The 24128-nt window shown below is 41.5% G+C and carries 18 protein-coding genes and 1 pseudogene; 3 read left to right on the plus strand and 16 right to left on the minus strand.

The features are described 5' to 3' along the window. Window position 1: 1 nt before the first annotated feature. On the plus strand, window positions 2–472 hold the full coding sequence (locus tag IGJ17_RS09830; protein ID WP_429961311.1) for a glutathione peroxidase: 471 nt from the start codon (window positions 2–4) through the stop codon (window positions 470–472). Between the two features lie 231 nt (window positions 473–703). Here IGJ17_RS09830 and IGJ17_RS09835 read toward each other — a convergent pair whose 3' ends face one another. Then, window positions 704–2137: a 6-phospho-beta-glucosidase gene (locus IGJ17_RS09835; protein WP_008378424.1), complete on the minus strand. Its 1434-nt coding sequence runs from the start codon at window positions 2135–2137 to the stop codon at window positions 704–706. A gap of 20 nt (window positions 2138–2157) precedes the next feature. Then, on the minus strand, window positions 2158–3549 hold the full coding sequence (locus IGJ17_RS09840) for a 6-phospho-beta-glucosidase (protein WP_008378426.1): 1392 nt from the start codon (window positions 3547–3549) through the stop codon (window positions 2158–2160). A gap of 260 nt (window positions 3550–3809) precedes the next feature. Here IGJ17_RS09840 and IGJ17_RS09845 point away from each other — a divergent pair, with 260 nt between their 5' ends. Next, window positions 3810–4730: a MurR/RpiR family transcriptional regulator gene (locus IGJ17_RS09845; RefSeq protein ID WP_429961312.1), complete on the plus strand. Its 921-nt coding sequence runs from the start codon at window positions 3810–3812 to the stop codon at window positions 4728–4730. Window positions 4731–4806: 76 nt separating this feature from the next. Here the strand turns inward: IGJ17_RS09845 and IGJ17_RS09850 are convergent, their stop codons facing one another. The 14 genes and pseudogenes from IGJ17_RS09850 to IGJ17_RS09915 all read right to left on the minus strand — a co-directional run bounded on the left by IGJ17_RS09850 (window position 4807) and on the right by IGJ17_RS09915 (window position 23333). Then, complete coding sequence (locus IGJ17_RS09850) at window positions 4807–6726, minus strand: beta-glucoside-specific PTS transporter subunit IIABC (protein ID WP_005235453.1); 1920 nt, start codon at window positions 6724–6726, stop codon at window positions 4807–4809. 197 nt (window positions 6727–6923) lie between these two features. Further along, a complete protein-coding gene (gene licT, locus IGJ17_RS09855; protein WP_429961313.1) occupies window positions 6924–7766 on the minus strand; it encodes a BglG family transcription antiterminator LicT in 843 nt (280 codons plus the stop codon). Between the two features lie 307 nt (window positions 7767–8073). Further along, a complete protein-coding gene (locus tag IGJ17_RS09860) occupies window positions 8074–9849 on the minus strand; it encodes an ABC transporter ATP-binding protein (RefSeq protein ID WP_008378435.1) in 1776 nt (591 codons plus the stop codon). Continuing rightward, window positions 9849–11597 carry an ABC transporter ATP-binding protein gene (locus IGJ17_RS09865; protein WP_042890950.1) on the minus strand — a complete coding sequence of 583 codons (1749 nt, stop codon included), beginning with the start codon at window positions 11595–11597 and terminating at the stop codon, window positions 9849–9851. The genes IGJ17_RS09860 and IGJ17_RS09865 overlap by 1 nt, the downstream gene beginning before the upstream one ends. Before the next feature lie 198 nt (window positions 11598–11795). Beyond that, on the minus strand, window positions 11796–12014 hold the full coding sequence (locus tag IGJ17_RS09870) for a YneF family protein (RefSeq protein ID WP_005235432.1): 219 nt from the start codon (window positions 12012–12014) through the stop codon (window positions 11796–11798). A gap of 107 nt (window positions 12015–12121) precedes the next feature. Continuing rightward, the gene (locus IGJ17_RS09875; protein WP_429961314.1) at window positions 12122–12925 is read right to left on the minus strand and encodes an ABC transporter permease; all 804 of its coding nucleotides are present in this window, start codon (window positions 12923–12925) and stop codon (window positions 12122–12124) included. Window positions 12926–12927: 2 nt separating this feature from the next. Then, window positions 12928–13836, minus strand: a complete 909-nt coding sequence (locus tag IGJ17_RS09880) for an ABC transporter ATP-binding protein (RefSeq protein ID WP_144330586.1) — start codon at window positions 13834–13836, stop codon at window positions 12928–12930. 240 nt (window positions 13837–14076) lie between these two features. After that, the gene (locus tag IGJ17_RS09885) at window positions 14077–15600 is read right to left on the minus strand and encodes a helix-turn-helix domain-containing protein (protein WP_144330585.1); all 1524 of its coding nucleotides are present in this window, start codon (window positions 15598–15600) and stop codon (window positions 14077–14079) included. A gap of 297 nt (window positions 15601–15897) precedes the next feature. After that, window positions 15898–16947, minus strand: a complete 1050-nt coding sequence (locus tag IGJ17_RS09890) for an LPXTG cell wall anchor domain-containing protein (protein ID WP_008378446.1) — start codon at window positions 16945–16947, stop codon at window positions 15898–15900. A gap of 182 nt (window positions 16948–17129) precedes the next feature. Beyond that, window positions 17130–18500, minus strand: a pseudogene (locus IGJ17_RS09895) (Ig-like domain-containing protein). Window positions 18501–18765: 265 nt separating this feature from the next. Beyond that, window positions 18766–20856: an ABC transporter permease gene (locus tag IGJ17_RS09900; protein WP_429961315.1), complete on the minus strand. Its 2091-nt coding sequence runs from the start codon at window positions 20854–20856 to the stop codon at window positions 18766–18768. Next, entirely contained in the window at window positions 20828–21604 is a 777-nt protein-coding gene (locus IGJ17_RS09905) for an ABC transporter ATP-binding protein (protein ID WP_008378452.1), read from the minus strand. The genes IGJ17_RS09900 and IGJ17_RS09905 overlap by 29 nt, the downstream gene beginning before the upstream one ends. 89 nt (window positions 21605–21693) lie before the next feature. Beyond that, window positions 21694–22641 (minus strand): sensor histidine kinase, encoded by a 948-nt coding sequence (locus IGJ17_RS09910; protein ID WP_086332453.1) that lies wholly within the window; start codon window positions 22639–22641, stop codon window positions 21694–21696. Then, complete coding sequence (locus IGJ17_RS09915; RefSeq protein WP_005235415.1) at window positions 22638–23333, minus strand: response regulator transcription factor; 696 nt, start codon at window positions 23331–23333, stop codon at window positions 22638–22640. Before IGJ17_RS09915 ends, IGJ17_RS09910 begins: the two co-directional genes overlap by 4 nt. A 162-nt stretch (window positions 23334–23495) precedes the next feature. On the opposite strand from IGJ17_RS09915, the gene IGJ17_RS09920 reads away from it, so the two are divergent. Next, window positions 23496–24113 carry an FMN-dependent NADH-azoreductase gene (locus IGJ17_RS09920; protein ID WP_005225804.1) on the plus strand — a complete coding sequence of 206 codons (618 nt, stop codon included), beginning with the start codon at window positions 23496–23498 and terminating at the stop codon, window positions 24111–24113. The last annotated feature ends 15 nt before the right edge of the window (window positions 24114–24128 follow it).

The following is a 24128-nucleotide window of genomic DNA, read 5'->3' on the forward strand; positions in this document are numbered from 1 at the left end:
TATGTCAATCTATGACTACCAAGCAACATTGGAAAATGGCGAAACTTATTCGCTAGCAAAATACGAAGGTCAACCGCTAGTGATCGTCAATACAGCTACGAAGTGTGGTTTGAGCCCGCAGTTCAAAGAATTACAAGGTCTTTATGAAACTTATAAAGACCAAGGATTGGTCGTTTTAGGGTTTCCTTCTGATCAGTTCAAACAAGAAGTCGGGTCAGCCGAAGAAGCCGCAACCTCTTGCCGAACCACCTATGGTGTCGACTTTCCGATGCACAAGTTAACAGTGATCAATGGAAAAGACGCGGATCCCTTGTTTCGCTATTTGGAAGAAGAAGCACCTGGCACGCTAGGAAAAGCCATTAAATGGAATTTCACGAAATTCTTGGTGGATCGCCAAGGTAAAGTCGTTGAGCGTTTCGCTCCCCAGACAAATCCTCAAAAAATGATTCCAGAAATTGAAAAAGTTCTTTAAAAAACAGAGAAAGGCGATTATGAGGACAAAACATGTCATCCTTAAGGTCACCTTTTTGTGATTGCTACAACATACACATTATACAACAATCACATTGGCGCTTGTCAAAATATCTGAATGTCTATTTCTTCTTAAAGAAACCATTCGTTACAAAGATTTCAAAAAGACTTTAAAAAAACTGCAGTTGATCCCCTTTGATTTCTCAACGTGATCAACTGCAGCTTCTTTTGATTAGTTATTCGATAAATCTTCACCATTTGAAGCAATCACTTGTTTGTACCAATCAAATGATTTTTTCTTTGTTCGTTTCAAGGTGCCGTTTCCTTCATTGTCACGGTCCACATAAATGAAACCATAGCGTTTTTTCATTTCACCTGTTCCAGCTGAAACTAAATCGATACAACCCCAAGTCGTGTAACCCAATAAGTCGACACCATCTTGTTCAACCGCATCTTTCATTGCTTGGATATGCTCTGCCAAATATTGGATGCGGTAATCATCTTCCACATAGCCATCTGCATCTGGTGTATCCACAGCGCCTAGACCATTTTCAACGATAAACAATGGTTTTTGGTAACGGTCATAAATGTCATTCATTGTAATCCGCAAACCAAGTGGATCAATTTGCCAACCCCACTCACTTGCTTCCAAGTATGGGTTTTTCACAGAGGCAAAAATATTGCCAGCCGTTTGTTCTAACAATTCAGCGTCCGTTGTTGATACGCGTGAAGAATAGTAAGAGAAAGAAATAAAGTCTACGGTGTGAGCTTTCAACAGCTCAAGGTCGCCTTCTTCCATTTTGATTTCGATCCCATTGCGTTCCATTTCTTTCAGCGCATATTGTGGATATTCCCCACGTGATTGAACATCAATAAAGAAATAGTTTTCGCGATCTGCTTTGCGTGATTCCCAGACATCTTCTGGTTTGCTTGTATATGGATAGTACGCGCCAGCAGCCAGCATACAACCTACTTTGTTTTCAGGATCAACTTCGTGAGCGATTTTCGTTGCGATTGCGGATGCCAACAACTCGTGATGAGCCGCTTGATATTTCACTTGCTCAACGTTATCGCCTTCTTCAAAATAAAGTCCCGCTCCCATAAATGGCGCATGTAGAATCATGTTGATTTCGTTGAAGGTCAACCAGTATTTTACTAATCCTTTGTAGCGGTTGAAAATCACGTTACACAAGTTTTCATAGAATCCGACTAATTCACGAGAACGCCATGCTCCGTATTTTTCAACTAAATGCATTGGGCAATCAAAGTGAGTGATCGTTACTAATGGTTCGATCCCATATTTGTGGCATTCTTTGAAAAGATCTTCATAGAACTTCAAGCCGTCTTCATTTGGTTCTGTTTCATCCCCTTTAGGGAAAATCCGACTCCAAGCGATCGACAAACGGTAGGTTTTAAAGCCCATTTCGCCAAATAGCGCGATGTCTTCTTTGTAGCGATGATACATATCGATCGCTTCTTTTGCTGGGTAGAAATGTTCGTCATCAAAATCGAACATTTTCATTTGACCAGTAATGACTGGAAAACGATCTTTGCCGATCGGTACCACGTCAACGTTTGCCAAGCCGCGTCCGCCTTCTTGGTAGCCTCCTTCACATTGATTGGCAGCTGTTGCGCCGCCCCATAAAAAGTCTTTTCTAAATGCCATGTTTCTTTCCTACTTTCTCTTTATTTAACTAGTTCGCGATCAAGTTCGCGGGCTACTTCATCTTGTACTTCTACGCCTTCTTTTTCAAGACGTGCGATCGTTTCCTTAAATTTAGGCAAGTGATCTTTGTGGGCAATAAACAGTTCGTCCATGACACGTTTTGCCGTATCACCTGATGGAACCAATGGGTTGATGGTGAAGGCTTGTAATGCGATATTGTAATCCCCAGTCACAGCTGCTTCGATCGTTAATAATTCCATTGCTTTCATTACCTGTAACCAACCTTTTTCAGCTGTCGGTAACTCACCAAAGGCAACATTTCTAGCACCTTGTCCGCCAACGTAAGCTGTTACTTCAACTACGCAATCGGCAGGAAGATCTGGAACGGCGCCTTCATTTTTTGTTGAAACAACGATTTGGGTATTTTTATTGGCATAAATGGAAGCAATCGTTTCACACGCTGCATCTGAGTAATACGCACCACCACGTTTTTGCAGCTGTTCAGGTTTATGATCCAATTCAGGGTCTTTGTACAACTCAAACAATTCGGCTTCGGTTTGTTTCACTTGCTGTGCACGGGTCCCAACAGTCTTGTATTCTTCGATCGCATGATTCAGCATTTCTTCTTGACGATAGTAGTAACGATGATAACCGCAAGGGATCATCTTCATTTGTTCTAGCTGTTCTTTGTAAAATGGAATATCAAAGATATTCTTCGGTAAGCCATTGTCTTCTTCATACATTTTATCAATAATATCCATCGTTACATCGTTGCCGTGTGAATCAGCAACTTTGTGCCAATGGAAGTGATTCAATCCTGCAAATTTGTAGATCAATTCGTCCGGTTCTTTACCGATCAAGGCTGGCTCAATCATGGTTGCCATGACTGGCACATTACACAACCCGATCACTTTGTCCCATTTTCCGTAACGCACGATTGCTTCAGTCACCATGCCGCTTGGATTCGCAAAATTGATCAACCAGGCATCGGGACACAAGCGTTTCATGTCTTCAACAATTTCAAGAATGATTGGAACCGTACGGAACGCTTTGAACATTCCGCCAGGGCCATTGGTTTCTTGACCAATCATGCCATAATAAGCAGGAATTCGTTCATCTTTAATGCGAGCATTCAGCAACCCTACTCGAAATTGGGTCGTAACGAAATCGGCATCCTTTAACGCTTCTTCTCGATCTAGCGTCATGTGGATTTTTACATCATAGGGTGATGCATCCCACATTCGTTGTGCCATCGCACCAACGATTGCTAATTTTTCTTTTCCTGCTTCGATATCTACTAGCCAAATTTCACGAATCGGCAATTCTTCATAGCGTTTGATAAAGCCTTCCATTAACTCCGGGGTATAGCTGCTGCCGCCACCAATGGTTGCAATTTTGATTCCTTTTGTCATTGTATTGCTCCTTTGCTATTTTATTTACATTCTTATTATCATTCATAAAAACATTTGATTCAATGTAAATAGCTTATTTAGAAAAAGCGTTTGCAAATATCACTTCTTCTAACAGTTGATTTGTAAAAAAGATTTACAAAGAGCATATAATAAGGAAGAATTAGGATACAAACGATTAACCAGGTACTTAACAAAGAAGAAATTCTGTAAACACTATTTACAAATAATAACAATAAAATGTAAAAAGGAGCATACATACCATGTTACTACAAGAAAAAATGCGCCAAATCAAGCTAGCCCCCGCCGAACGATCGTTGATTGATTATTTATTAGCCAACCCGACTGCGATGGCGGATCAAACCATTAAGGAATTGTCAGAAAAGACCTACGTTCATCCTTCTACTTTTATTCGGATTGCAAAAAAATTAGGCTTCAATGGTTGGCTCGACTTAAAAACGGCCTTTGTGGAAGAGCAAACTTATATGAGCAGCCATTTTACCGATGTAGATGCGAACTTCCCTTTTTCCTCCCATGACGGCATTATGACCATCGCCAAAAAGTTGGCAAAGCTTGAACAAACAACGATTGAAGATACGCTTTCCTTGATCCATCATGATGAATTACAAAAAGCGAAACAATCGTTGCTCAACGCCGTCCATATCAAGATCTTCGCCAGTAATGCCAATACCTTGATTTCTCAAGACTTTGTTTTGAAGATGCGGCGTTTAGGAAAAAACATTCACGTCTGCGACACCTTCGGCGAGAGTACTTACGAGGCATCTAACTGTACCTCCGATACGACCGCGATCTTGATTTCTTACACCGGTGAAAACAAAATGGTCAAAGAAATCGGTAAGATCCTTGCCGAGCGGCAGGTTTCCATCATTGGCATGACGAGTATCGGGGAGAACTCCTTGGCGAAATTAAGTAATTGTGTTTTGAATATCACGACAAGAGAACGGCTCTACTCAAAGATCGCCAACTTTACGATCAATACGTCCGTTTGCTACTTGCTGGATTTGTTGTACGCAGTCGTCTTTTCGGAGCATTATGAAAAAAACTTGCAGCATTTGATCGATATTGGCATGGCTTATGACAAGCGCCCTACATCATCGACGATAATCGCTGAGCCAACCTACGATAAAAATCTTCATTATAAAGACTCACTGTTTCCCAATTAAATGACTGACAAAAAGCGATCGCTTCACATGGGCGATCGCTTTTAACCTTACGTAGAACTTGTTAGAAAGTTTTTGGCTAAACTAAAGCCGTGATCAAATCATCGGAACAGCCTACCTCACGTTTGTCTGACTCGATGATATCCAAATAATCGGCGGAGTTGGTGACTAACACTGGGGTCTCAATATTAAATCCAGCTTTGATCAATGCATCCTTATCAAAGGTGATCAATTTTTGTCCGCGAGTCACCGTGTCTCCTTGCTTCACATGGGCTTCAAAGTATTCACCGTTTAATTGAACAGTATCTAAACCAATATGGATCAAAAGCTCTAAGCCGTTCTCAGAGATCAACCCAATGGCATGTTTGGTTGGGAACAAGGTCATTACTGTTCCGTCAAAAGGAGCCACAACTTCGCCTTTTGAGGGATGGATCAAGATGCCTTTTCCTAGAATCCCTTGTGCGAAGGCTTCATCTTTTGCACTGCTTAGTGGTGCGATCGTTCCTTCAACAGGGGAAGTGATTACTTCTTTCCGAACAGTCATCGCTGGTTGTCCTTCAGCGATTTCTTCTTCCACCGCATCATCTTTCCAGAAAGCCATCGTCAAACCAAAGCCAATTGCAGCAGCGATCAAGATTCCGATGACCGAGAACCACATGCCACTGGCATCTCCTTCTGGAGTGATATAGTTAAAGATTCCAAAGACGCCTAAACCACCAGAGGTATAGCTCGTTGTGCCATTGATCATTAAGAAGGCACCTGCGACCGCCCCACCAATCATTGAGAAGAAAAACGGCATTTTTTTCGGTAACGTGATCCCATAAATTGCTGGTTCTGTTACACCGAAAAGTCCTGAGATAATGGCTGGCGGACATAGAGCTTTTAGTTTTTTGTCTTTAAGTTTAAAGTACATAGCCATCACTACCGCTGTTTGGGCAAAGCTGGCACCAAATGATGCTACCAAAATTTGACTGTAGCCGAGCTGTGTCACTTGCATAATGTGTAGTGGCACAACTGACCAATGCAAGCCGAAAATAACCAAGACTTGCCAGAAGAAGCCTAATAACAAACCATAAATCGCTGGAGAGAAGTCCATCAATGCTTCAAATCCTGAGCTTAAAAGATCCGTCAACATACTGATCACAGGTCCAATCACCAAAAAGCCAATTGGCAATGCAATCAATAAAACCAAGAAAGGCACTAAAAATGTTTGGACAACAGACGGAATGATTTTCTTCGCCAATTTTTGAACTTGTGCAGCGAATGCGATGATAAAGATTACTGGAACCACACTACTAGTATATGTCGCACCAACCCACGGAATCCCTAAGAAGGTTTCATACGCTGGCAAGCCTAACAAGCTATAAGGTGCAGCAGCTCCCTCGCCAGCTCCGGCAACAAATGCCGCTTGCAAGGCTGATCCTTGAATTGTCGGATAGCAAAGCGCCGACCCGATCACGATTCCCACCATTGGATTTAAGCGAAACTTTTTCGCTGACGTATACCCTAAAATCACCGGCATAAACATGAAGATCGAATCGCCGATCGCATTGAACATAACGTACGTCCCAGTCGTCGTTGTATAATCGATCAAGCCTGTTGTACCAATAAAAAGCAACAGTGCATTTAGACCTTTGATCATCCCGGCCGCACACAAAGCACCTAAGAAGGGTTGGAAGCAGCCGCTCAAAATATCGATCAAACGATCAAACAAGTTGCCACCTGAGGCTGTTTCTTCAGCATCACCACTGATTCCTGCAACATCGATCACTTCTGCATAGACATCTGGCACATGGTTTCCGATAACCACCTGGTATTGACCGCCACTCTTCATGACCGTCACGACACCTTCCATGTTCTTTAAGACTTCATCATTTGCGACGCCTTCATCCTTTAATTTAAAACGCAGGCGTGTGATACAATGCGTCAAGCTATTGATGTTCTCTTTCCCACCGACATTTGCGACAATTTTTTCTGCTAATTCACGATATTTTCCCATTTTTGATTCCTCCAATTTTTTTGTATTGAAGGTTTAGCCAACTGAATGTCACTATCCAAAATGTTTCGTCTTTGATATGCTGCTTCTTAACTAGCGGTCCTAAAAATACGTTTTAATAAAAATCATTGCCAAAAAATTATTCTTTCTTCTATATCTTGCACTGAGTAAAACTCCTTCTCCTTTCTTCTTTATTTCAATCAACGATTTTTTTGCACAAGTCTGGCAATATGAATCGTTAAATACAAACTTTCGTCACTGGACATTTGATACTGATATTGATTTTCTAATAGTTCAGCGATTTTTTGTACGCATTGATACGCATTTCGGTACTTCACTTTGACCATAGCCAAAAGATCTTCATCGGTTTCATCCGTATGAGGGGTATGGTTTTGCATTCTTGAGACAAAAAATTTCAAATGCGTAGTGAAGCGATAAAAATAAACGGACTCTTCATCAAAGGTGGTTTTGAAAAAATATTTAACAATGTTAATGATGTCTTGCATCGTTTGGGTTAGCTCAGCAATATTGCCTTGGTCACCATTTTCGGTTTGCGCATTGACCAGATGCAGAGCAATAAAGCCAGCTTCATCATCTGGCAGCTGAATCCCGTAATGTTCTTTGATTTTTTCTACTGTTTTGCAGCCTATTTGGTACTCATCGGGGAAAAAACGCTTGATATCCCACAATAAGACATTTTTGACCGTCATTCCTTTTTCCGATCGTTCAATGGCACAGTGCATATGATCTGTCAGCGAGATGTAGATGGAATCATTGATGGGGGATGACAATTGTCGCCGAGCATACTCAATGATCTCATTGGATAATTCAAGATATTCCAGTGGTAAGTCAGCAAGCAGCTCTTGAAATTGAGATAAGATCGTCTGATTTTCTAAGCGATATACTTTATCGACCGTTTCTGAAGAAATGTCATCTCCCACTTTTTTCTTAAAGGCAATCCCCCGCCCCATAACAATAATCTCGTTTTGACTTTGATCGGTAGTGATCACAACATTATTGTTTAACACTTTACTGATTTTCATGTCCTACCCCCACTTACTTTATCATTGCGGATATGGTTCATTGCTTGTCTTTATTGTTTAGCCAACAGTCAACACAGAAAAAACCTCATGAAAGCAGCGCAAATACCGCAGCTTCATCAGGTTTAGCTTGTTAAAAATCAACAATCACTATCCATTAGAACCAGTTCTATTATCTTTATCATAGCAAAGGTAGAAAGCGCTGTCAATCGTTGTTCGTTATTTTTATTTTTCATCCCTTCCTTCTTTTTTTCGTACAAAAAAACCTTAAAAACGAGAGTCTTTAAGGTTAGCATTACTATCAAAGCTATTAAACTTCACTTGCCTGCAAACGGTACATATCGGCATACAACCCTTTTTGAGCCAAAAGTTCATCATGGGTGCCTCGTTCGACGATCGAGCCTTTATCAAGCACCAAAATCAACTCGGCATCGCGGATGGTAGATAAGCGATGGGCGATCGCGATCGTGGTTCGCCCTTGACGCATATTTGCCAAGCCTTCTTGGATCAGTCCTTCTGTTTCAGTATCGATATTGGCAGTCGCCTCATCCAAGACCAGCACTTTCGGATCGGTCACCATCGTTCGGGCAAAAGAAATCAATTGCCGTTGCCCGCTTGAATAACTGGCACCCCGTTCAATCACTTTGGCGTGGTATTTACCAGGTAGTTTTTGAATAAAGGCATCTGCTTGAACAAATTTTGCTGCTGCTTCGATCTGTTCTTCACGAATGTCCTGATTCAATAAGCGGATATTGTCAGCGATGTCCCCATAAAACATGAAAGCATCTTGCAATACGAGTCCAACTTTTTTCCGAAGCTCTTCCATCGTGAAGTCGCGGATATCTTGATCATCGATCAAAATTTGCCCTTCCCCAAATTCGTAAAAACGCATCAACACATTGATGATCGAGCTCTTGCCACTTCCTGTGTGACCGACTAGAGCCACGGTCTCACCTGGATAGGCGATGAAAGAAATATGATTCAATACGTTGTTTTTTCCATCATAGGAAAAACTGACATCGCGAAATTCAATTTTTCCTTTGGTGATGGTTTGACTGGCATCGGAGTTTTGCTGCGGCGTATATTCTTCGTTATCCATAATCTTCAAAATCCGGCTGCCGGCTACCATCCCATCAGTAAAGACGCTGAGAAAATCCATCATCTGTGTCATGGGATTAAAGAATCCTTGAATATAGGTCGTAAAGGCGAAAATCAACCCAACTTCAATGGGCGATTCTAAGGCATCAAACCCAAAGAGCGTCAATGACAAGGCAATCGCTAAGGCATACAACAAACTAATGATTGGTGATAGTAGCAGCGCATTCGTGCGGATCATGGCGTATCTAGTTTTCAAATAATCATCGTTGGTCGCTTCGAATTCTTCATTCAGCCGCGCCTCTTGGCGGAATTGCTGAATGATCTGCATGCCAGAAATCGATTCATTCAATTTCGTATTCAGCTGACTCAGTTTTTCCCGCATTTGACGATAGATACGAGAGCTGAATTTTTGATAATACCAGATGACTACCATTAGGATTGGCAGAAAAATCAAGTTCAGTAAAGCAATTTTGACGTTGATGCGAAACATGGCGGCAAAAGAAGAAACCACCGCAAAAATCCCTGTCAATACCATCAAGAAGACATACCAAAATTCATACAACGTTTCTGTGTCGTTGCTGACCCGTGAAACGATTGAACCCGCTGGCGTCTGATCGAAATAGCGCATCCCAAGACTATGCAATTTTTCAAATAATTTTGCTCGAATATATTGATAGGTTTTTAAAGAACCCATCGAATAAAGGAACCATTGGAAAAACCAAATCACGGCTTTTACCAACACCCCAAAGAAATACAACGCAGCAAAGAAATAAATGACTTGCTGGGTCGCCGTTTGATTGGTCAAATAATTATCCATAAAGGTTTGAATGATCAAAGGCAACAGGATATTGACGATCGATAGCACAAAAGCAAAAAAGATCGCTGCATAGAAGGTTTTTCGAAATGGCTTGGCAAAAAGAAACATTCGCTTGATGATGTTTTTTTGTTCTTTAAAGGGAATCGATTTACTCCATTCTGATTCTTGCATTAGGCTTCACTCCCTTCGATTTTGGCTTCTAGTTGCTGTTTGTCCCACATTTTTTTATACCAGCCATTTGCAGCCAATAATTGTTCATGGGTCCCGCGTTCACTGATTTTCCCATTGTCGATCACGAGAATTTCTTCTGCGTGCTTGACACTGCTTAGGCGGTGGGCAGCAATGATCGTTGTTTTATTCTGACGGAACGTCCGTAATTGTTGTAAAATAGCTTCTTCCGTTTTGGCATCTACTGCTGAAAGGGCGTCATCTAAAATCAATAATTCTGGATCAGTGATCAAAGCACGGGCAATGGATAAACGCTGTTTTTGTCCGCCAGAAAGAGAAACACCACGTTCCCCCACCATCGTTTCATACCCTTCCGGAAACTGACTGATATCCTCGTGGATCACTGCCAATCCAGCAGCCGCTTCAACTTCTGCTTGAGAAGCCCGTGGTTGCGCAAAGCGGATATTGTCTCGAATCGTCATGGAAAATAAGAAATGATCTTGCGGAACATAACCGATTGATCCCAAAAGAGCATTCAAAGAGTATTGCTTGCTATCGATGCCCCCGAAGGTGATCGCTCCATCAAATGAATCATACTCTCGCAACAAAAGCTTCATCAAAGAGGTTTTTCCTGCACCGGTTTTCCCGACGACACCAAGTGTTTGTCCGGCAGGCAAAGTAAAGTGGATGTCTTGCAGGGCAAAATCATCTCCTTGATAGTGAAAATCATTGATTTGAACGTTCACCGTTCCTTGAGCTGGGGCATCGACCGCATCTTTGGCTTCAATGATATGGGTCTTTGCCGCCAACAATTCGGCAACCCGATCATAACTAGCATTGCCTCGTTCCAGCACATTAAACAGACGTCCAATGGCAAACATCGGCCAAACTAACATACCGATATAACTGATGAAGGATACCAATTGACCGATCGATATGGTACCGTCCATAACATAATTGCCGCCGACGATGATCGTCAGCACATAGGAGATTCCAATGATGATCGTAATAAACGGATCAAATAAGGCATCCAGAAAATTGACTTTGCGGTTTTTGATGATGGCATGGTCGATTTTGGTTTGAAAATCAGCGATGTCCTCTTTTTCCTGTCCAAAGGTTTTGATGACTTTCATCCCAGTAATACTTTCTTGGGCTTTGTCGTTGATGGAAGAAAATGCTTCTTGCGAGTCACGAAACGCATCATGCAATTTGCTACCAAGAACCCGTGCCATGACTGCTAAGAAAGGCAGCGGCAATAGAGCAATGATCGTTAACCGCCAATCGATAAAGAGAACCATCGCAATGATGGTAGCTCCACCAGAGATGAAGGAATCAGCAAAGGTCAAGATCCCCGCCCCTGCCACATTCTGGATGGCATTCAAGTCATTGGTGGCATGGGCCATCAAATCACCTGTCCGATGCTTTTGATAAAACAACTGATCCATCCTTGTAAAATGTGCAAATAACTGTCTGCGTAACGTTTTTTCTAGCCGAGCGGCACTGCCCCAGATATGCGTTCGCCAGACAAAACGAAACACATATTGAGCGATAGCTGAAGCAATCAAGATCATGACCCAAAAAAAGATCGTCTGCATCGAGATCTCTTTTTCCGCAATTTCATCGATGATGATCCCGATAACTTTGGGAGGGGCCAACTGTACCAAGGCGACTAGGACTAAAGAGCCTACGCCTAACAAATAATGTTTCTTTTCTTGTTTAAAAAACCAACCTAACTTCCTAAATATTGACATAACACTCTCCATTTCTTTGTGACCTGTTGCCTAAATTTTGCGATTTTTCCGAATATTTATTAGATTCAGATTCGATTGCTACCCCGCTATTCACAGAACGTAAATAGAAAAAGCAGCCTGGGGACATTCTATTAGTTTCTGCATTTTGCCGCAATAAAAAGCGAGCTGATAAAATCAGCCCGCTTCTTAGAAAAAAACCTACTTTTGGTTTTTCATTTGCTGCATCATCTGACGAATCTTTTTCTCAGAAGGTTTTTGACCCATTGACATCATCATCGAGCGAAGCATATCCTCATTAACGGGAGGATTTTTCTTTAGATAATCTTGCATATATTTACGCGCCAAAAAGAAGCCGCCGACAGCGCCTAGTAATGCTGCAACAACAGCGATCACGATTACGATTCCTACACTAACCATTTGAAAACTCTCCTTTCTCTTGTACTCTCAATGAATCATTTTACTAGAAAAAAACACAAAAAGAAAGAGTGAAAGCTGGATTTATCCAAAAACTTTCACTCGTTTCCTCAACTTAATGCGACATCTCTTTTATTGAATAACCAATTTGTTAAAAGGTAGATTAAAACACTATAAACAAGGATCCCGATCGCCATTTCCCAATAGCCCAATCCCGGATCAAAGCCAGTCATCTGCATGTCAGGACTATTTAATAAACTCGGTATCTGCTCTTTGATATTCATAAAATTAAACGGGTTCCACTTCAGCCATGGGTATTTTTCTTGAGCAAAAAGCATGATCGAGTTGATGATGCTGCTTCCAAACAACATACCCAAGCCTAAGCCAACCGCCAGGCTTTGAGAGCGAATGACGGCTGAGATAAAGATGGTCAATGCAATATAAAAGACAATCAATAGCAAGTTGGTTCCCGCAAAAACAAGGGCAACGAAAATCGCCGCTAGCCCGTTGTAGCCAGTAGCAGCAAAAGGTGATTCAGCTGCTAAAAATAAATTGGCGGCTGCTAAACTACTGATTAGTAAAACAGCAGTCCCAAAAAGCGCAAATAAAAACGTGTTGATGGCTTTTGCTGCTAAGATTTGGCTTCTGGAAAAAGGCCGAATCAATAAGAACTTGATTGTTCCACGACTGAACTCTTCCGCCACTGAAGAAGCTGCCACAATCACCACAAATAAGTTTAAAAAGGAAGTCATGTCGCTCAAAGAAGCGAATAAATCATTGGCACCAATCTCGGGACTACCTAAGCGAACCACATAGGTCAACCCAAAAGTCATTAGAACCAATAAAAGCAGCATGATCCAAGTAGAACGTTTTTTGGTTAATTTGATCCATTCATTTTTAATCAATGTCAGCATGCTTACAAACCTCCTTCTTCGGTCCAAGCCAAGAATGTATCTTCTAGAGAAGATTGCTTTGTCCGTAGTTCTTTCAAGCCGATCCCAGCCGTCACGATCGCTGCAGCGATTGCCGAACGCTGATCTGTTGCTAGAGTGACTTGCAATTCATCTGCAACCTGCAAGACCTCGACCTCAAAGGAAGCTTTTAACAGTGCTTCTGTTTCCGCATTATCATCTGTTTTAATAATCAGTACATTTTTCTCTGCTTTCAACTCTGCCATTGCTACTTGATGAGTGACTTTTCCTTTTTGCACCACGATCAAATGATCGGCAATTTGTTCGATATCGCTTAATTGATGACTGGAAACTAAGACAGAAACTCCTTTTTCTCTCAAAGAAAGAATCATTTCTCGAAACTCCCGCATGCCTTTAGGATCCAGGCCATTCATCGGTTCATCTAAAACTAATAAGTCTGGTTGATGGACCAATGCCTGGGCAACACCTAAACGCTGACGCATCCCTAATGAATAGGTTTTGACTTTTTGATGGATATGTCCTTCTAAATGTACCTGACGAATAAGTGCTTCTAATTCTGCTGTCGTACTTTTTTTCTTCGCCATGCGCTGATATTGCATCAAATTCTCATAACCGGTCATATAATTATAAAACTCAGGATTCTCAACGATCGCTCCGACTGAGGCAATCGCGGTTTTAAAAGAAGAATCCAGTAAATTTCCCATAATGGCAATCGATCCTGTGTTGTGCTTCATCAAGCCAACGATCATCCGAATGATCGTCGTCTTCCCAGCCCCATTAGGCCCTAATAAACCAACGACTTGTCCTTGGTCCACCACAAAGGAAACATCATCAATGATTCGTTTGGTTCCAATCAATTTGGAAACATTTTGCAGTGCTAATACTTCTGTCAAAGTTACCCCTTCTTCCTAACACCATTTCTGCAACGATTTTAAATAAAAAACGTTATGATAATATGTATACCATGCCATCTCTGTAAAAAAAAGTCAAGAAGCGAAAAAGGAACGACGATGTTCCTGTTTTTGCTTCTTGACCTCTTCGTTTAACACTGTTACTTTTAACGTTTGACCTATTGCTACTGGTCAAAAGCTTGGCAAAATTATAAGTTCTATCTGATCGATCTTATAGCGGGATCACTCCGTTTGGGTGAATGCCAGCTGGGCAAACGCTGCCTTGTTCTTGGCACTTCTGATCTGTTTGATCACTTGCTTGAGCTGTTTCCACTCCTTTGCGCTTGGGTGACCATTCCAATAAAAGAGGTACGGCTGTTCTTCCTCAGAAAATTCCTGATGGATCGGATAATCGCTGATCACCAAATCTGGCTTTTGAGACAGCGAATAATGGGCCATCGCTCGATGCGTGGCATTCATTAAGCGGTTCTTGATCCAAAGCTCTTGCGTTTTTCCGTATTTCGAATGGATCGAGAACGTGACCGGCTGTTCATATTTTATAAAAATAACTCTCAGTAACATACAGTATTGGAAAATCAAGCGATCATTCATTTGCAGTAATCTACGCAACGCTGGTAAAGAAACAGTCGCTTCCAAAAAAAACCGTTTCATGGTTGGATAGAGCACCGGAAAAGCGCCTTGCAGGTCTTGCTCGTCGGTTGTTTTGCCAAAACTATCGCTTTTTTGTCGCGTACCAAAACAGCCAGAGGCGGAATGGATCATTACCAGATTAACCAGTAAATAGTTTTTTTCGGCTTCTGTAAACGTCAACCGAAAATACACGGCTAGTTTTTCAACGAGCTGCGCTTCTTGCTGGTACGTTGGCTGAGTCAGCCACGAGATGTTAGCAGCATCGAGATCCTCCTCAAGATAGGTGTTCATTACGCCAAACATATAATACAAGAAGCTGCGTTCATCCTCCGAAATATCAGAAAACGACAGATGATTCCTGTTAAACAATGGTTTCAAAAAGACCTGATCAAACTGATTTTTTTCAATTAATGGGTGCTCAAACGTCAGTACTTCTTTTGGTAAAAACGAAAGCGGATGCTTTTGATGGATTCTTTGCACGGAGATAGCGAATAGATGAAGAAATTTCTCGATATCGATTTTTCTCATATAAGAAGCATGGGTTTCAAACAACGCTACAGCCTGCTCTTTCTCCTTGAGCGATGCCAAGACTCGTGAGTCCTTCTCATCAAAAATTTGCCAATAGGTAAGATGATAAAAATAGCGGATCGCATATTCAGCACCTGCTAAAGGATCACCTTTTTTTAAACTATAGGACAAATGATAGTTCGCCAAAACATGATTTAACTCCTGCAATTTTCGTTGAATCGTGCGGGGACTGCTAAAGGTTTTTTGACTGAGTTGTTCAAGGGAATGATAGTCCCCCTGAAAGAGTGCATCCAGCAAGATAAATCCAACGGTTCCCCGCAACAATACACTATAGGCTTGACTCAATAGGAATCGTGGAGAAAAAGCAATGGACACTTCTTTCTCCAGCCGATCATAGGTCAAAGTAAACTGAGGATAGCGTGCACGAAACACCTCTACTTGCTGAACGATCGACTGCATTTTGTTGGTTTTCCTATCGAAAACACTTGAGAGCTCTTTCATTGTATAGTCTTTCTTGTTCGTTTCGTAACAATAACTTAGAAACGCATAAATTTGTTTTTCTGTCGTATCCAAAAGTGCCTGTAACATGAAATTTCCCTCGCTTGTATAATCAGCAAACGCTGTTTTTACCTTAAATTTGTCATCTTACAAAATTGTAAGCTGTCAATGTTTGGTGATCGTACCACCGTGCGCTCTTTTCTGTCAAATCACTTTTAACAAATTTTCCTTTCGTTATCTGTGTATTTTCATAAAAAAAGTCTGACGCCTCAAAACGATCGTCAGACTAATTATGAATTACGGCAAAACAACACGTGATTGTGCATTCTGGGGAAGAAATTTCCAATCGTGGGTTATCAATTTTCTCATGATTTTTGGGTATGTTCGTTACAGCTTCTCATCATAAAATAACTTTCGCTTCAGCCAGTAAAGAAACACAGTCAAAACCACTACTAGACCAAAGAGTAGATAGCGAAGATTGGTAGTTTTGCTGCCGGTTTTCGGTAGTACGGCTGCATTGACCTCCTTGCCACTGCTTATCTCCGTGGGTTGAAGTTGTTCCTTTTTGTCTTGAGAAGATGTTGTCGCTTGGTGCTCTTCTGTACGGACACTAGATGAAACGCTCGCCTGACTTTTCTGGGATTGATTGGCTGGCAATCCTTTGGTTTTCTTTTGTGAATCTGAATGCTTTGTCGAAGCAGATTCCTTCTCGGTAGACGTTATGGCTGTCGCTGCGTTTTCTTGACAGCTCTCTGTCTGACTTGGCTCGCTTTTAGTGACTGGTTGGGTGCTGACGGTTTCCGAATCACTGATATCGATAGTGCTTTGTGTGCTTTGGATGTCTTCACTGGTAATTTCAGCCTCAGAAGTCGTTGGATTCGTCGATTGAGACTCGCTAAATTTCGGCTCGATACTACTAGAGGAAGCGCTTGTTGCTACCGTTTCGTTTGAGCTTTTACTTGTCTCAGCTGTCGTACTCTCATTACTGCTTGGCGGCGCGGTTACTTGCCAATGACCGGGCTTCAGGTTTTCAGTTATTGTTGTTTCACCATCATATATAACAACTAAATCAACTTTATCCATACTTTTTATCTCATCAATAGCCATCTCCGCATGGATCCTTAAGTAGTTTTCAACACCTGAAAACCAATCGACTTTCGTTAAAACTGTTTCGCCGATCACTTTTTCACTGTGTCCGTTCCCATCCCAACCATAAGTTAGTAAGACACGAACCTTTTGTGAAGTCAGTGTTTTGTTCGGACGTACCGGAACCGTGATCATTTTCAAGGCTTCGTCATAAATCACTCGGTTCGTTTGTACAGAAAACGACAGATTTCCTCTGGAACGTTCTTTTGCTGAAGTATGATCGAAACCAAACACAAGAATCAATAACCCTATTAGCAGTATTGTGATTAATACACCAACCAGTTTTCTCATTTCCTCACTTCCTAAATGTATATTTCAAGATAACTTGATAAAGAAATTATAATAAAATCTCAGAGAAAACATGCGCCGAAAAAAAAAGGAAAGTGGCCATAAAATGGCATCTTTCCTTTAAATAAGTCTTTATTAATTTTTCTTCCAAGTAATAAAACTGCCTCCAAAATTTCAGTTTCTATCTACCTGATAAATTTACTCCAACCTAACTTCAATGCGCATCCTGTTAAAACCATTCCTATTGCAATCCATAAATGATTAGACACTTCATTCGTTTGAGGAAAGTGCTGTTTTTCTGATTGATTATGCAAATTATTTGTTTTGGATGACTTATTGATCCCAGAGGATGAATTTTCAGGTGACACCGCCCCAGTATTACTAGAACTACTCCTGTTAGTTGATTCGGTGGATTCACTGGTGCTACTGTCGCTACTTGGTTCCGTGCTATTACTAGTGATGCTTTAACTACTTGGTTCTGTGCTACTGCTGGTGCTGCTTTCACTACTTGATTCCGTGCTACTACTTGTACTGCTTTCACTACTTGGTTCGGTAGTACTACTAGTACTGCTTCCACTACTTGGTTCCGTGCTGCTGGACTCCCCTGGTTCACCGGTTCCGCCACCACCGCCACCATAGCGTGGCGTATAGCCAGTAATACTGCTTGTTCTTGGCACATCATTGACCACGGCATCAAGGATGCCCCGATTGGTATATTGTTCCAATGATCCATCAGTTTCTGTTTTATAGGTAATGTAGATCCGTTCCTCCGTATCCCGCAAAGGAATTTCAAAGGAGCCATCACTATTTAAAACGATCGGTACTTGCTCAACATACGTTGGGTTGGAAACGCTGGGGCCGTAAACCACTCGGGCAGTCGTACTGATGAGTATCTGATGGGGACCTAAAATATCAATAAACGTTCCATCTTTGATCGTCACTTGATTTGTATCAAACGAGTTGATATACACACGCCAATCAATAATCCGTTTGGGTTCTTGCGTACCTAAATACAGTCCTTGTTTGGTGAGTAAGGCTCCCTCCCCTGTATCATCCACTGCTTGAATAAAAATAGGCACCGATTGCGTTCCATTTACTGTTTCGAAGTTGATGTTGTTGATTTGGTTCTCTGTCACTTCATCGCTGAACTTTGTCCAAAAATAAAAGTCCCCGTGTACATTGGTATTTTGTTCGACAAATTCCGTGAAAACAAAGGTCAGCTGATTGCCAACTTGGGTAACATTGACCACTAAGTTGTTATTTTCATCGTATAAAGCATACGTATTATTGACGCCTTCAATCTCAACTGGCAAGGTGACTGTTGCTTTGTCACCGGCTTTTAAGTCACCCAGATTTTCTAAACTCCACGTCATATCTATTTTAAACGAGTCATCTTTTTCGATACTTGTAATGACCTCATTGTGGCTATTGACGATCGACACATTTGTGATCAGCTTGGCGCCCACATCGGTTTCTCCATAAACAATCCGGATACCAGCAAATAAAGGAATCAGCAACAGTAAGACTGCAAATGCTTTTCCAAGTCGTGTGATCATTGGTCTCCTCCCTCAAATAAGTGCTTCCCTAAATCCATCGACCGCAGCCTTCACTGTACTCGAAATGAATTTTGCATCTGACAGTTGTCGTGTTCTAACAGTGTCTCTTCGTTTGTTTGACAAAATGAGCGTTACTTAATTTTATCTGCTTTTCAATGATTTGCACAATTAAAAGGCTTCATGGATAGAAATTTAGACAAACTAGCTAATAAAAAGCCAAATCCCAATCAGTACAAACTGAAAGAGATTTGGCTTGAAGAATAAATTACTCTGTAGGATCGGCGATCCTATCAATTTGCTGCAAGTACCGATACTGACAAACAAAGTAAAAAACGATTTGGAAAATCAAAAAGAGACTAACAATCACACCATAGTATTGCCATACAGGCAATTCTACTAAAATACGCAAAGCGGTCATTGCCACCGCAAAATGGATCATTGCCACGACTGTTGGCAAGAAGTACATCACTTGCAGTTGGCGTCGCAGAACTTTGTGACGCTCCTTCGGCGACACACCTAAGATATGCAAGGAACGGTGGTACGCCCCATCTTTATCTAAATCTGCAAATAAACGGAAATAGATAATTGAAGCGGAGAAAATAAAGAAAACCGAACCCAGTAATACCGTGATCATTAAGATGATGCCATTTCCTTGACGATTTTCTTGGAAAGCTTGGTATTTCGAGGTATAAGACGTACGCATCGGAATGTCTTTTGCTGCTTCTGCCCACTCTTCATCCGTATAGTCACCTTTGGCTTCAAACTCCTGACTGAGCTCTTCGTATTGCTGATCGATCAAGGCATTTTCTTTATCTAAATCCCCATTGAAATCAGATACCAATTCAGGTGTTTCAGCCCATTCTGGATAGTCTAACCAAATAAAACCAGATTCCATATCGTCGGTGGATTTTTGCAAGAGGGCTTGCCACTCCTCAAAGGTTTTATCTGTCACAACTGACAGTCCAAAGTAATCCAGAGAAAGCATTGAGGGACTGTGGACAATCGTAACATCTTTTTTTATACCGGTCTCTGATTCCAATTCGATTGGATAGATACTTGTACGTTCGTTCTCAGGGACTTCTAGAAGCTGTTTTCGACGTGAATAATTAGCACTAAGTGTCATTATTTGATTATCTGCAACAGAATCAGCTTCCTCACCAATTTGTTTCATCATTTTCTGATAGTCGCTTTCTCGCATAATTGAAAAGCCATTCGTCGTATAGAATGAATCATTCGTAACTGCAGATTCATCAAGATTCGCATATGCCCATAGTAAGGAAACACTATCCGTTACAGGCGCATACCCTTTTTCTTCTATAGCAGTTTTAATTTCGTTTACTTTTCCCTCGGTATGATCGAGGTCTTCTGGCCCAGACCACGGAAATACATAGGCTACACTAATTCCTTGGATCGAAGAAAAAGAAGAACTGCCAATCGCCAGCATCACGGAAATCCCAACGAATGCCACGGAGGTACTAATAGCAATCAGACTATACATCGCCGCATTGTCTCGCATGCGAAAAATCCATTCGCTGATAGTCAGCATCCGAGTCCCTCGTAAGAAGGTCGGGCGTTTCTTTAATCGTTTCAATAGAAATACGCTGAACTGATGGAATGACAAAATCGTGCCCGCAACAGTCAACAAGACTCCTAGCATAAGCGGCAGCATCGAGTACGTTTGGTAGCTAAAATAAAAGACCGATCCATAGCCAATTAGTAACAGCACAATTCCTGAAAAAGCCAATGCCCAATGGCTTTTTGGTTCAGGACGTGGCTTTTCATTTTCCTTGATCAATGAGATGATCTGTTCTCCTTGCAAGGCGCGGGTACTGAAAAAGGAGATCAAGAGAAAAATAAAGACATAGATCCCAAAGGTCAATCCTAAACCTTCCATAGGAACCATAAATTTCAGTCCTTCTGTTAGATACATGACATTTTGCGCAATCAGCAGCAATAATTTCGTCAATAAAATCCCTAACCCAATACCGGTCACTGTGGCACAGGTTCCTAAAAGGGCATTTTCGACAAACAAAATCTTTCGCAGATCTTTTTCTTCGATCCCCAAAATCAAGTAGATTGCCAGATCACGTTTGCGTCGTTTTAAAAAGACCACAAATGTATACCATAAAAACAACAGCGACAGTAAAGCGATCACTGCAAGTGCGACGGATAGACCGACCTTCGCCAATTCTGAAAGTGTACCGCTATTGGACAAATTTTCTTCCAATTGCGGATGAAAGAGCAAAAGACTAAAGATATAAAACACCATCGCCGCAAAGGCGCTACTGACGAAGTAGGCCGCATAGGTTCGAAAATTCCCCCGCAGATTACGAATGATCAACTGTCTGAAATTCATGACGGCGACCTCCTAAATGTGCTAGGACTTCAAGAATTTTTTGATAAAATTGCTGTTGATCAGCCCCGCGATAGACTTCGTTATACAGCTTTCCATCTTTGATGAAAACGACCCGATCAGAAAAGCTGGCAGAATAAGGATCATGGGTGACCATCATGGTGGTGACCTTAAGTTGCTTGTTCATCTGACTTAGTATTTCCATGACATCTCGTGCTGCCTTTGAATCAAGATTGCCCGTCGGTTCATCTGCTAAAAGCAATTCCGGTTGATGGATCAAAGCTCTAGCAATCGCAACTCTCTGCTGCTCTCCACCGGAAAGCTGATAGATGCGTTTGTCTTTTTTCTCATAGATCCCAAGCTCACGTAATAGCTGTTCCGAACGTTCTTTCATCTCAAGAACCGGCACCCGATCCAATGTCAGTGGTAAAATCACATTCTCAAGCACGCTCAATGGCGAAAGTAAATTGTAGTTTTGAAAAACAAAACCTAGTTGCCGACGACGAAACTCCGCGAGTTTTTGCTTAGATAATTCTAGGGGCTGCTCGCCCTTGATGATCACCGAACCTGAAGTCGGTTTATCCAATGTTGCCACCAAATTCAGCATGGTGGTCTTGCCACTGCCAGATGGACCCATAATGCTGATAAATTCTCCTTCTGGCACTTTGAGATCGATTTGCTGTAAAACCTCAACAGACACTTCCCCTGTATAGGTTTTCGATACATTTTTCAATTCTAGTAAAGCCATCATCTTCACTCCTTTGCTACCAGTTTAGCAGGCGGCACCGCAATCAGTTATCGATTTCATGATAGAAAGCTTACAAAATTGTAAGAAAGTCTTTACGTCCGAAACGTTAATGTAACCGTCGTGCCTAGATTCTCCTTAGAGACCAAAGCGATATCGATATCCAATTGCTTGCTGATCGTTTCGACTAAGTAAAGTCCGATTCCAGTTGCCTCGCCTGTTTGCCGACCATTCTGACCTGTATAAAAGGGGCGAAAAACCCTTGGCAGATCCGCTTCTGCAATTCCGCACCCTTCATCTGAGATCGTCAATTTTCTAGAAAAAGGATCGATCTCAAAATAGACCTTACTGTCTGGCTTTGAGTACTTGACGGCGTTGCTGATGAGCTGAAAGAGCAAAATACCTAGCCATTTTTTATCTGTTGTCACCGTGATATCTGCTTCACTCATCAGCTTCGGATAGACTTCACTGCGAATGAAATTCCGCTTCTGGTCACCGATACTGTGTTTTAACAATTCCAACAGTGAGGCTGACTCGATAACGAAGTCCTCCGTGAAATCTTCCAAGCGCACAAAATTCAGCGCAGTCGCCAAGCCACTTTTTAAGCGATCTGTTTCAGCCAAAAGATCATAGCTATCGACTTCTTCACTTTCAGCCATTAGCGCCAAAACTGAGACAGGTGTTTTCATTTGATGAACCCAGATATTCATGAAACGAATATGATTTTGATGGTGCTGATCTAATTCTGTCAGCCGCTCTTGCTCATGCTGCTCTTGTCCATCGAACTGCTTGCGCCATTGCCTGGAAAGGTAGCCATTGCTTCGGTGTGTCGCTCTTCCATGCTTGATATAATGATAAAACGTAGTATTGGAAAGGTAATCTGCCAAATAAACAAGAACAATGAACAGCCCGAATAGAAGCAGACCATAACCAATCACGAGGTAATTTCGATAGCCATCCAACCAAATCACTAAAACGAACAATGAAATGGCTAGGAAGGTAACGAGTAGTTTAGGTAAATGAACACTTACATATGCTCTCATTCTTCTGTACCTACTACCGATAAGGCGTAACCCTTTCCGCGAATCGTTTGGATCGGATCATTGATGCCCATTGCCGCCAATTTTTTTCGCAAACGGCCAACATTGACAGAAAGCGTATTGTCATCAACAAAACGCTCATCATCCCATAATAGATTTAAAATCCGTTCCCGTTTGACCATTTCTGGGTGCGCTGACATTAAAAGGGTCAATAATTCTCCTTCTCGAACAGTCAACCATTCACTGGCTTCACGATAGACCATCTTCAACGCTTCCGGATAATAGGTCAATTCGCCAGCTTTCAAGCTTCTCGCCCGATCAGACTGTGCATAATCCCCATAGACTCTGCGAATATGGCTCTTCACTTTAGCCAGCAGCAAGTCATAAGAAAAAGGTTTGACCAGATAATCATCAGCACCGTATTCTAATGCCATCACTTGGTCCATATTGCCGTCACGTGCGGAGATGAAGAGAATTGGAACCAATGAATGTTCCCTGATTTTTTGGCACCAATAAAACCCATCATAATAAGGCAGATTGACATCTAACAAAACCAAATCAGGTTGGATCATCAAGAATTCAGCTAAAACCGCAGCGAAATTTTCTGGAACAAAGGTTTGATACGCATAGCGGGATAATTGATTTTCCATCATTTTGACTAACGATTTGTCATCTTCGACCACGAATATTTTCATAGAACCCCTCCTGTTTTCTCTAAAGTTTACCAAAACTACGTGAAAAATACTGCAAAATTCCAGCTTTTTTAAAAAAAGTACACTTATTTATTGTAAGCAAAATTATTTTATAGTATACTACGTTTTGTGATTAAAACTTACTTAAAGTAAAGGTGGAAAAAAATGAAAAATATTTTAGTTGTTAAAGCCAATAACCGTCCTGATGGAGTATCTGCAAAAATGTTTGATACGTTCGTTGAAAATCTTGATACGAACAATGTGGACGTTGTAACCTTTGATGTGTACGCACAACCAATGCCTTATATCGGTCAAACGTTATTTGAAGCATTTGGCAAACTTTCACAAGAACAAGAATTAAACCAAGAAGAACAAGAATTGATGACTGTCCGTCAAGACGTGATGAACAAATTCGCAGCAGCAGATACCATCGTTTTCGCTTTCCCAATGTGGAACCTAACGATCCCAGCAGCTTTGCACACATTCATCGACTATATCTTCCAAGCTGGCTTTACTTTCTCTTATAACGAAGATGGTTCAATGAACCAATTGTTGAAAGACAAAGAAATCGTTCTATTGAATGCCCGTGGTGGTGTTTACTCAGGCGAAATGAGCGCAATGGAAAACGCTGTAACCTTTATGGAAAAAGTTTTCGGTGGTATGTTCGGCATGAACATCACAGAAGAAGTAATCATCGAAGGTCACAATGCAGATCCTTCTAAAACAGCAGAAATCATTGCTGAAGGTTTAGAACGCGTAGCAGCAGCTGCGAAAAAATTCTAATCATTGCTATCGATC

Source organism: Enterococcus sp. DIV1096b, assembly GCF_050498765.1.
In the GTDB taxonomy this organism is placed as follows: domain Bacteria; phylum Bacillota; class Bacilli; order Lactobacillales; family Enterococcaceae; genus Enterococcus_D; species Enterococcus_D entomosocium.